This window comes from Aeromonas sp. S12(2024) (assembly GCF_041402305.1).
GTDB lineage: Bacteria > Pseudomonadota > Gammaproteobacteria > Enterobacterales > Aeromonadaceae > Aeromonas > Aeromonas veronii.
In genome coordinates this window covers 325147-336425 of sequence record NZ_JBGLRB010000003.1, presented here as the reverse complement: position 1 = coordinate 336425, position 11279 = coordinate 325147, and the positions used below count along the sequence as shown (strand labels likewise).

Below are 11279 nucleotides of genomic sequence, written 5' to 3'. Positions count from 1 at the left end.
GATTGCCACCCACCGCCTCGGTCCCCGCCGGCAGGTTGTCGAAGGTGTATACCAGGCTGGTCCAGGTCTCTGACCCGTCGCCATCGCTGATACTCACTGTGTTGGTCAGCAGCACCTGTACCGTGCCATCCGTTTCGGTCGCACCCGCATTCAGCGCCTCGACGTTGAAGTCGATGTCATGGTCGGCATTGATAGTTACGGTGAAGGGCTTGTTGTCTGCCCCACCCTCGTCCGTGGTCCCCGCCACGTTGCCACTCACGACCCCGCTCCAGTCCGCCGGCAAGCTAAAGCCCGGCACTCCCGCTGTGCTCGCACCGCTCCAGCTGTAGCTACCCGCCACCGCGCCAGCCACCCAGCCTGCCCCCATCAACGCACCTGCCGGCACACCGCTCAGGGTCACCGTCACGCCGGTCACCTGCTCCGAACCATCCGCGTCGGTCGCATTGACACTCAGCTGCGCCGCCAGCGATACCACTATCGGGTCGTCTGTTTCAGCTTCCACCAGGTCAGTCGCGCTGACGCTGATATCCCCTTCCACATTGATGGTGATGCTGCCACTGCTGCTCGCGCTACCTTCGTTGGTGGTCGCCACCACGGTGTAACTGATGGGCGCACCGGTGTTGTTCGCACTGCCCGACACCCCGGCCGTCGAATAGTCTGCAGGGAACACCAGCCCGAACGCAGGCAATACCCCGTTGACGGCCGTTACTGTCAGCACGTTACCCACCAGATTGCCACCCACCGCCTCGGTCCCCGCCGGCAGGTTGTCGAAGGTGTATACCAGGCTGGTCCAGGTCTCTGACCCGTCGCCATCGCTGATACTCACTGTGTTGGTCAGCAACACCTCCAACAGTGCATCGGTCTCGCTGGTCACCACGCTCAGTGCCTCAGCGTTGAAATCGATGTCACCTTGTGGAGTCACTATCAGCGTCAAGGTTGACGTGACGATATCAGTGCCATCGGTAACCACATAACTCACGGTAGGTACGGCTCCGGAATAATCAGGAGCCGGGGTAAAGGTGAAAGAACCATCACTATTGATGATCAGCGTGCCAATTCCTGTCAGAGTCGACGACACGCCGGCAGGTACGTCTATGTTGCTCCCCCAGCTGTAACTGATGATAGAGGCAGCCTGCGGACCATCGGGGTTGGAACTGTTTGCCAGTAGATTACCGCTTGTAGAGCTATCTTCATCAAGCGAAATGACCTCGCTTTCATCTAGCAGGATATTCTCCAGCGGCTCTGGCTCCAGCAGCGGTTCAGCTGCTTGTTCAGTGTTGATAAACGGCTCGGACTGATAGGTGGTATCAAACCCTGCAGCCGCTATCGTGGCATCACCAGTTCGATCAATTGTGACGAAACCACCATTACCACTGGTCCCCGCAACCCCACCAATACCGCCACCACCACCGGCCGCTGGTGCCCCACCAGCAGCAGAAGCCTCAAAGTTTTGAGTCGGGTCAACACCCTGCAGAATCGATTCTTGCAATGCGGCAATATCTGAAGGTGCGCCTTCCTGGCTGGCCGCCACTTGCGGTTGAGCAGGTTCAGCGGACTCGGAACCTGCCGGAACATCCGATGCTGGAGTATCGTCATAGGGGGAAAGAGCCAGCTTGGCGTCATCAGCTATGGCCAATTTGGCTCCGGGTTGGAGAATTTCCCCTTTTTGCAGAGGGCGGCTGCTTCCATCAGCCAGCACAATCTCCACATTGCCTTCGATAGCTGAGACAACCACGGACTTGTCGATGATTTGGGTACGCATATCCATTGCTCCAAGGTGACAGATCTTGATGTCTACACCGTAGAAGGAGATAGCGTGCTGTTCCGTTGCAAAAAAGCGTACGTTCGAGAGGAATTCAACAAATGGACGGAAAAAAATCGAAGAGTTGGAATTTCTTAATACAAATCAGAACCCTAGACACAGCCCCATTCAAGGCTGACCTTGAGTTGGTTATAGAAAAATGGCGAAAAGAGAAGTGACTGGTATAAAAAAGGCCCCTATCGGGGCCATTTTCAGCATTTAGTTCAAGACAATGGGAAGGCAGGATGAACAAATCCCTGGTAACCATCGATATGCAACTTGGAAAGCAGTTCCACTTGATGTTGATCCTCGACACGGGTCGCAATGGTGGTCACACCGGCATTGTGTGCGGCGCGACACACTGCAGCCAGGAATGAGGTGTCAGCCCCCGGCTCCATGACCTGACTGGTATAACCGTGATCGACCTTGACATAAGCCGGCGACAGCTCCTCCAGATAGCCCAGAGACTGGAAGTGACGACCATAGTGGTCAACCCCCCACTGGAAGCCATGAGCTTGCAAGGTGCCAACCAACGCAGCCACGTTGTCTTTATGTTTCATGATGGCAGCTTCAGGTATTTCAAATAACAACCGCTCTTTGAGCTCTGCATGCTCGGTCAGATAGCGCGTCAGCCAGGTTAAAAATTCATCCGAGCAGAGCGAGCCAGCAGTGATGTTGATCGCCAGTACCAGATCAGACTGTTTTTGCAGTAATGGAACGCAAGCATCAAGCACCGCTTGGTCAAACTCGCCACCCAATTTGAACTGTTCAATCGCGGGCAAGAACTGACCTGCAAAATAATCAGTGCCATCCCGAGAGATAGAAGCAAACAGCTCGGCATGCAACCTTGCTCCATTATCAAACCGGCAAGCTGGTTGGGCTTTGAAGCGCCAAAGTTGTCGTGAAATGGCATCTTGTACCAGATCTCGCCAGGCCAAACGCCCCATCAAACCTTGCTCGGCCCCCCCTTCCATCACCACAGCACCACGGCGTTCATTGCGCGCCTTGCCAAGCGCATTATCGGCTTTGGTCAACAAGGCAGAGAGATCATCATTACCATCACGACCGGCAATACCGATGACGGAGAGCGCATCCCCTTCGCCCATTGGATTCACCACCAGATCGGCAATGCGGCTATTAATCACTTCAGCCAGCTCTTTTAGCTGCGTCAGATCGTCAGTTGGACAGAGCAGCGCATATTCCGTCGCGGATATCCGTGCCAAGGCTGCGCCATCCCACCCTTTTAATTGCTCTTTCAAAGCCTGAGCTATCGATTTGACCATGTTGTCACGGGCAGCAAAGCCTTCATCGCGATAGATATCATCCAGCATGTCGACCGCAACCAGCATGACGCCACCTTGGCCAGCCTCCGCTATCCATGCGTTTACCTGACCCACAAAATAGGCTCGGTTGCCAAGCCCCGACACGGCATCGACATAAACCCGCTCACGCAATTTCTCGGCCTCATCGGCTTGCTCTTTGAACTGCAACGCCAACTTGCTTGAAAGGGTGTTGATCGCCTGAACGACCTGCTTCAATTCATGGGTTTTAGGCTCCGGGATCGTATGGCCGAAATGGTGCAGCTCAATCTCGACGGCTTGATCACAGATCTGTTTGAGTGGCTTGAGCAAGTAATTAAGTGCTCTCATCAACAAAATGGTGGTAATCAAGAAACCGACCAGAAACCAGCTCGCCAGTTCGCTCATTCCGCGCCACAACTCGTAATAAGCCTGGCCCGGATGGCCAACCACTTTTAATTTTCCAAGCTGCAGCCAGCCAGACGTCAGAATTGACTCGTTGGATACCTCTGGAAACAGCCCCAAATTGATAAACCACTGCGGCACACCCTGAATGGTGTTGGTATTTTCCTGCTCGATAACATCCTTTGATGCCAGCAGATCCAGGCGAACCAGTCGATAATAGCCACCATCAAAAATGGCCTGGATCACCGACTCGGCACCGACCTTGTCACCGTTTTCCAGATAGGGGGTGAGCGCAAGCCCCAGCGAGGTTGCCGTATTGATGACCGTTGTTTCCTGTTGCTGCGCCAGATAAGTGCGGGTTGAATTGAATTGCACCCAGTATGTGGCCGCAAATAACAATCCAAACAGCAGCAGCATGGTGGCTAATAACTGTCGATAGAGCGTCATAGGTTAATCATCCAAATTCACCACTGGCCGAGCCAATCGCCCCGAGGTCATGCGATTGCGTAAATCATTCCATAATCCCAAGCGGGATGATTGACCAGCCAGTTCCCCTTGGCCCCGTGCCTTCATCAACCACAAGTGACTACCGTTAAAACTGTAAATAGGCACCAGATCACGCCGCTGTGTGGCTGGGCGAATCGAGCCTATCAAATTATCCAAAATAACCGGAACGGAAGAGGGTGTCTCATAATATGCCACCACCATGTGAAACTGGTTGTAATCAAGAGCCTTAACGTACACCATCCGCATTTTATCATCCGGGATCCCAAGCTCGAGCAGCGTAGAGTATTTGGCGATACTGAAATCTTCACAGTCTCCCCCGGCGGCTCCCAAAAATTCTAGCGGGGTTGCCCAATAATCCTTTTTGCGCCACAACTTGATATCGTCAATAAAACGCATCCGATTGAAAAAATTATTTACCCGCTCAAGCTTTTTTTCTTCGCTTAGGGCCCTGCCCTTCGTCTCCATGACCAGCATACGCCAACTGGTTACACGCTTGCCGGCTCTGGCGCCATAGGTCTGCTCCGCTCGCTTGATCAAGTTGAGATCTTCCTGTGGCAGAGGCTGACTGGCACAGAGCAGAAGTGAGAAGGGTAACAGCAGGATCCATAAGGAGTGGCGAAGAGCGCGTAAGGATCGGTATCTCCATTCATTAAGAAGATAACCCCATCTGCCGCCGGTTCCGCGCTGGAGTGTCACGTCATATTCCTGCTGCATTATTGCTGCTGCACTCCTCAAAGCCCTTGCAACCATCTGCTTTAGCCAAACATGGTGACTGCCAGCAGCTGTCACCATGTTGGCGTTCATGATCCCTGCGGGATCATGAACAAACGGTTATTGCCTGGCCTGCCATTCAGCGGGTTGTTTGACGCTAAATGCATTGAGCAGACTGCCTGTCGCGTTGAGAATGCGATAGTCCGCCAGCAGTGCATCATACTCGGCAGTGATATAGCTGCGACGCGCCTCGAACAGTTCGTTCTCGGTGTTCAATACGTCCAGCAATGTCCGTTGACCCAACCCAAACTGCTTCTTGTACGCCTGTACGGTGTCATAGCTGGCGTCAACATGCTCTTTCAGGAAGGTCTTTTGCTTGGCCAGCGACTCTTTCGCGTTCCAGGCCAGACGAGTGCCTTCCTCTACTTGGCGGAACGCATTCAAATGAATGTCTTTCGCCTGAGAGTAGAGCGCCGATGTTGCATTGCTCTCTGCCACATCAGAACCGCCACGGAACAGGTTGTAACGCATGCGCACCATTGCGGTCAGATCATCGTTGCGCCCTTTGACCGCATCGATATCCTCATTCCAGTTCTGATCGACCTCGAATGTTACATTGGGGTAGAAACCGGATTTGGCACCTTCATGCTGATACTTGGCCGCTTCGATATCCTGCAAGGAGGAAAGCAGGGTCGGGTGGACTTCGGTCGCTGTTTTCAGCGCACTATCGAGGCTGGTCGGGATAAGCTCGGTATTGGGAACCGGCTGTACCAGATCTTTGGGAACCTCGTTCACGACACGAATAAATTCACTCTCTGCGTCGCGATAGTTGTTTTCAGCAGCGGCCTGATTTGAATAGGCCCGGGCAACACGACCTTCAATCTGGGTCTGATCCGCAGTAGAACCAAGCCCTGAATCAGTCCGCTTGCTGATGTCGCTGCGGATTTGTTCGTGGGTTTCCAGGTTCTGTTTGGAGAGTTCCAAAATCTCCTGCTGACGCAGCATATTGAGGTAGACCTCAGCTACTCGCAGCGCGGTATTTTCAGCTTCGGAGATCATCGCCAGACGCTGGGCATTGGCTTCAGCTTCGGTTCTGGAGACGTTGTTGCTGACATCAAAGCCATCAAACAACATTTGCCGCAGACTGAGTCCAGCCTCTTTGCGAGTCATGGAATCATCAATATTGCTGTTGGCGCTGGCAGCGCGGGTAGAAGGGCTGTCAGTTTTTTCATAGCCTACGCCGCCACGCAGATCGATCGTAGGATAATAGCCACCCTTGGCTCCATCATGCTGATAGAGTCGTGCCTGATACAGATCAAACGCTTCCTTTATCTTGGGATGCGTAGCAAGTGTCTGTGCCACCGAATCTTCCAGAGTCTGGGCCTGACCCAAACTCGGGATCAGGATGCAGCCACTGACCAGCATGGCAACAATCGTTTTTTTCATGTTATCTCCAGTCATGTTTTGTTTTTAGATTGTTGGCTTATCGTTCTCTCAGTGCCGACTGCTTTGCCCGTAAAATCGGCTTAAGCAAATAGTCTAGGACACTTTTTTTACCAGTAATGATATCAGCACTGGCTAACATACCGGGGATGATGGGAAGTGCGTTAAGCTCATCGCCCAAGTAACTCTTCTCTGTTCGAACCCGAACCAGATAAAAGGAGTTCCCCTCCTCATCCTGGATCGAATCCGCACTTATCTGTTCAACCTTGCCATGCAATCCTCCATAGATTGTAAAGTCGTAGGCAGTAATTTTGACGATGGCGTCCAGCCCCGGTCGCAGGAAGGCGATATCTTTCGGTGACACCTTGGCTTCTACCAGCAAGGTATCCTCCAGCGGCACAATCTCCATCAAATCCATGCCGGGCTGAACCACGCCGCCCAAGGTGTTGATCTTGAGTTTCTTGATGGTGCCCTTGAGCGGAGCAATCACGCTGGTCCGGTCAACCCTGTCTCGCAAGCCAACCTGCCCTTCTGACAACTGGCCAAGCCGCCCCTGTTTCTCATTCAGTTCAGTCTGGGAGTCTGCTCTGAACTTCAGCGCAATATCATTACGCTTGGAGATGGTCTCACGCAGTACCGAATTGAGTTTTGGTATCAGCAGACGGTTGCTCTCCAGCTCCCCCTGCATCTCGTTGACCTGCCGCTCAAGCTTGATTAGCTCCACTTGAGGCACTATACCCTCTTTCGCCAGCGGACGGCTAATATTCAGTTCCTGTCTGGCCAGATCCACACTGCGATTCACGGTGCGAATTTTGGCATTCAGTTCAATCAGCTCCTGCTCTTTCTGTTCGATTTGCTGACCAAGAATATAGAGCTGGTTCTTCAGGTTATTGAGGCGATCCCGCTGTACAGACCGCTCACGGTGTGCGTATTCGGCAAAGACGGTTTCATAACCATCGGGGAACTGGATTGGCGCTTCTCCTACCACAACCTGCTCACGCCACCCCAGTGCCGGGTCGTTTTTCACCTCGACGCTGGCCATCTCAGCGCGCAGACGGGCCACATCCCCCTTGAGGGTGACCACCTCTTGCTCCCGTTCTCTAAAGTCGGAGCGGAAACGGGTGTCATCAATGCGCAGCAGCGGCTGCCCCTTTTCAACGATATCCCCCTCTTTGACGAAGATCTCTTTGACGATCCCCCCTTCCAGGTTCTGGATCACCTGCAGCTGACGGGACGGAATAACTTTGCCCTGACCCACGGTGACTTCATCCAGTTCGGCCCAGGCCGCCCAGACGATGGCACTCATGAAAAAGAGGAAACAGCACCACAACAGGATGCGAGCTCCGGTCGGCGTGGTCAGCAGTACAGCTGCCGCGCCGTCATCGACAAACTCCAGATGCTCGGGTGCTGGCAATACCTCGCCTGAAGGCGTCTTTTTGCTGCGCTTGAACCAGTCCATGAGCCCCTTAACCATGGGACACCTCCTGCACGCGCACCTTGCCTTCCTTCAACTGCTGCAACACCACCTCTTTGGGGCCATCAGCAACGATCTGCCCCTGCTCGATAACGATCACTCGCGATGCCACATCCAGCATTGAGGTTTTGTGAGTGATGAGGATCAATGTGGTTTCCGGGCCCAGTCTGGCGAGCTCTTGCTTAACCTGCATCTCGGACTGGTTGTCCATGTTGGAGGTCGGCTCATCCATCACCAGAATGGGGGGATCATTGAGCAGGGCGCGTGCCAGCAGGATCGACTGACGCTGGCCACCGGAGAGCTGACGGCCACCCTCGCCTATCTGCCGATCCAGCCCGTTGGGATCCCGGTTGGTAAAGTTGGTGACACCCGCCCGCTTGGCGGCGCGTAAGACTCTCACATCATCCACCAGCGGATTACCCAGCATGATGTTGTCCCGCACCGAGCCAAAGAAAAGAATGACATCTTGTGGGACACAACCAATATTACGGCGGATCACCGCAGGGGGCAGTTGATCGAGTTCAAAACCGTCGATACGTACCGAGCCATCGGTCGGTCGATACAACCCCATCAACAGCTTCTCGAGGGTCGTTTTACCCGCCCCAATCCGGCCGATAATCGCCACCTTTTCGCCCGGCTGAATGCGCAAATTGATATTGTGCAGGGTGCTGGTTTCCATTCCCGGATATTTGAAGGAGACATTTTCAAATTCAATGCGACCGGCAATCACCGGATGATGGATATATTGCTTGCCCTCCTCCTGCTCTCCCGGGGTTTGCATGATTTTTTCCAGAATATCCAGTGCTGATTTGGCCTGGTTATAACGGGTCGACAACACGGAGAGTTGCACCATAGGCGCAATGGCGCGGCTGGAGAGCATCACGGCAGCAATCATCCCCCCCATGGTAACCAAACCTTCGGAGATCTGGTAAACACCGACGATCACCAGACCGACCGTCACCACCTGCTGGATATAACTGGCCAGTGAGGACATGGAGTTGGTAATGCGGCGGGTCTGTACGCCCCAGGTGGAAATATGGGAGACGGCCTGTTCCCAGCGATGCTGGAACATGCTCTCGGCGCCGAAAATCTTGACGGTTTCCAGCCCGGAAATACTTTCAATCAGGTTGGCGTTCTTCTGGGACGCAAGGCGTGACCCCTCTTCGATGGACTGCTTGAGAGGCTCCTGAATATAGAAGCTGTAGGCGATGAGGATCAGCATGGCGACGATGGGAACCACCACCATTACGCCTGCAAACATCCAGATAATAAAAAGGAAGAAGACCGCAAAGGGGAGATCGATAAGAGTAGAAACCGTTGCGGAGGTGAAAAACTCCCGCACCGATTCAAATTCCTGCAGATGTTTGGCAAACGCGCCGGTGGAAGCGGGACGAGACTCCATCCGCATGCCCATCACCTTGGCGAAGATCTTGGCGGACAGTAGCACATCAGACTTTTTGCCAGCGATATCGATAAAGTAACTGCGCAACTGCCGCATCACAAAATCGAAGGTAAAGACCACCATAGCCCCGACCGCCAACACCCAGAGTGAATCAAACGCCAGATTGGGCACAATCTTGTCATAGACGTTCATGGTGAAAAGAGGGCTGGCGATGGCAAACAGGTTGATCAGAATGGAGGCGATCAGCACATCGCGATAGATACCGCGGGATTCGAACAAGGTGCTCCAGAACCAGTGTCCATCACGGGTTTCCAGCACCTTGGGAGAGCGCTCGTCAAACTTGAACTGCTTCTTTACATAGAAGAGGCGCCCCAGATACTCATCACCCAACTGGGCTGCGGTCAGCCATTGCGCGGCATCACCAGCCTGCGGGAAAATCACTTTCCCCTGGCTGCGATCTTCGTTCCACTCCAGCAAAATGCAGGCGCCACCACTGCGCATCTGCAATACACAAGGCAGCAGCAAGGGAGAAATATCGGCCAGTGGCTGGATCACTTCACGGGCGGATAACCCGCCCCGCTCGGCAGCACGGCAAAAGAGTGCGGTTGTCAGGCGTCCGGAGACCAGTGGCAACCCGGTCGTCAGGGCATCCTGACTGTTGGGCACACCATAAAAACGGGTCAAGAAGACCAGGCACTCCAATAACTCATCAATACGACTTGTTTCTGCTTGCATAGCATCCTGTCACTGCATAAATGAGGTAGATAAGAGCGTTCATCGCTCATATTTCCCTGCTATAGCCACGCTAAAACCGAGTGGCCTTCCCGCTGATGAGACTGATCAGGGGATAAACCTGTCCAGATAGATCGCGACACTCATCCCCAATTTCCCGGCACAGCAGCAATGGCGGCATGATTCGTTATTGGTAAAAATAATCGGCTCATCAACACCATGCTAACACTGCAATCAGGGTGAATGTCGGAGTTAATTGATAATGACATTTATTATGGCGCACCACTATATCAACCGGCACGTACCAAAACTATAGTTTAGGGTATGAAGTTTTTTATATAACCCTATGTTTTACGTGAAAATAATAATCTGGCGCTCAATTATAGGTCAGGAAGTATGAAGGGTCTGCCCAACGCGTGACCTTGCGGGCCGCTCAATGAGAGTGCTTTGGCAATATCCGCCATGGCCGTCCAGCGATTTTCACACCAGGCTGGCGCCAACAGAGTTGGACGGCGCGCGGAGGCCGAAATCCGGTGATACACCACCTCGGGCGGCGTGTGCTGGATCATGGCAACGGCAGCTTCCACATACTGCTCCAGCGTCAATACCTCAAGGCGACCCGCCTGCCACGCTTTGCCGAGAGTACTGCCCTCTACCACATGAAGCGGATGCAGCTTGATCCCCTCAACACCGGTCTCAACGATGCGATGCAGGGTATCGAGGCTGTCCATCGGCACCTCCCCCGGCAGGCCGACGATCAGATGAGCACATACCTTGATGCCGCGCTGATGAGCACGTCTTACCGCATCCTCATAGGCGGCATAACTGTGGCCGCGGTTGATCCGTTGCAGGGTCTTGTCATTGGCACTTTGCAGCCCGAGCTCCAGCCACACCTCGTAACCCCGGGCCTGATAGCCCGCCAACAGATCCAGCACCGCATCCGGCACGCAATCGGGGCGAGTGCCCACACAGAGCCCCACCATATCGCTCACTGACAGCGCCTCTTCATACATCCGCTGCAGATATTCGACCTCGGCATAGGTACTGGTATAGGCCTGAAAGTAGGCAAGATAGCGCTTGGCACGGGTGACTTCGTCCCGGCGAGCCAGCAGTTGTTGCACCACTGAGAGTTGCTGAGCCGACTCGTCAGCAAAAGAGGATACGTTGCAGAAGGTGCAGCCACCACGGCCCAGGGTGCCGTCACGGTTCGGGCAGGTGAAGGCCCCGTGGATGGAGAGTTTGTGGATCTTCTGACCATGACGCTGCTTGAGATCCTGACCGAATGTATTGACGAGTTCGTGTAACTGCATGACACCTCCGCTAAAGGAGCGCCATTGTACGAGCTTGCGCAAAACAGGGGCTGAGCTGGATCAAGCTAGCGGAGAGGGTAAAACATATAAATACCCGACCAACTTTGAATAAATATAGAGAAAAAGCGCAAAAAAAGGATTTTTACAGTTCTTTGATGATTCAAACAGTAAACATCCATATGAAAATGAGACCTGA

Annotated in this window: 7 protein-coding genes; all 7 read right to left on the bottom strand. The window is 53.6% G+C overall.

The genetic code is table 11. The features are described from left to right. Window positions 1-1762: retention module-containing protein (locus tag ACB035_RS05085; RefSeq protein ID WP_371166820.1), on the bottom strand; the 1762-nt coding region annotated here is incomplete at its 3' end. A 263-nt stretch (window positions 1763-2025) separates the two neighbouring features. Further along, window positions 2026-3951: an EAL domain-containing protein gene (locus tag ACB035_RS05080; RefSeq protein WP_335818293.1), complete on the bottom strand. Its 1926-nt coding sequence runs from the start codon at window positions 3949-3951 to the stop codon at window positions 2026-2028. A gap of 3 nt (window positions 3952-3954) precedes the next feature. Continuing rightward, a complete protein-coding gene (locus ACB035_RS05075) occupies window positions 3955-4707 on the bottom strand; it encodes a transglutaminase-like cysteine peptidase (RefSeq protein WP_235671900.1) in 753 nt (250 codons plus the stop codon). A gap of 135 nt (window positions 4708-4842) precedes the next feature. Beyond that, complete coding sequence (locus tag ACB035_RS05070) at window positions 4843-6168, bottom strand: TolC family outer membrane protein (protein ID WP_371166819.1); 1326 nt, start codon at window positions 6166-6168, stop codon at window positions 4843-4845. Between the two features lie 37 nt (window positions 6169-6205). Beyond that, window positions 6206-7639: an HlyD family type I secretion periplasmic adaptor subunit gene (locus ACB035_RS05065; RefSeq protein WP_005350982.1), complete on the bottom strand. Its 1434-nt coding sequence runs from the start codon at window positions 7637-7639 to the stop codon at window positions 6206-6208. Further along, window positions 7632-9776: a type I secretion system permease/ATPase gene (locus ACB035_RS05060; RefSeq protein ID WP_005350980.1), complete on the bottom strand. Its 2145-nt coding sequence runs from the start codon at window positions 9774-9776 to the stop codon at window positions 7632-7634. Before ACB035_RS05060 ends, ACB035_RS05065 begins: the two co-directional genes overlap by 8 nt. A 377-nt stretch (window positions 9777-10153) precedes the next feature. Further along, complete coding sequence (locus ACB035_RS05055) at window positions 10154-11083, bottom strand: TIGR01212 family radical SAM protein (protein WP_371166818.1); 930 nt, start codon at window positions 11081-11083, stop codon at window positions 10154-10156. Between the last annotated feature and the right edge of the window lie 196 nt (window positions 11084-11279).

Coding starts and splice junctions, on each gene's coding strand:
- ACB035_RS05055 (WP_371166818.1), bottom strand. CDS start 11,083: ATGCAGTTACACGAACTCGTCAATACATTCGGTCAGGATCTCAAGCAG.
- ACB035_RS05065 (WP_005350982.1), bottom strand. CDS start 7,639: ATGGTTAAGGGGCTCATGGACTGGTTCAAGCGCAGCAAAAAGACGCCT.
- ACB035_RS05060 (WP_005350980.1), bottom strand. CDS start 9,776: ATGCAAGCAGAAACAAGTCGTATTGATGAGTTATTGGAGTGCCTGGTC.
- ACB035_RS05080 (WP_335818293.1), bottom strand. CDS start 3,951: ATGACGCTCTATCGACAGTTATTAGCCACCATGCTGCTGCTGTTTGGA.
- ACB035_RS05070 (WP_371166819.1), bottom strand. CDS start 6,168: ATGAAAAAAACGATTGTTGCCATGCTGGTCAGTGGCTGCATCCTGATC.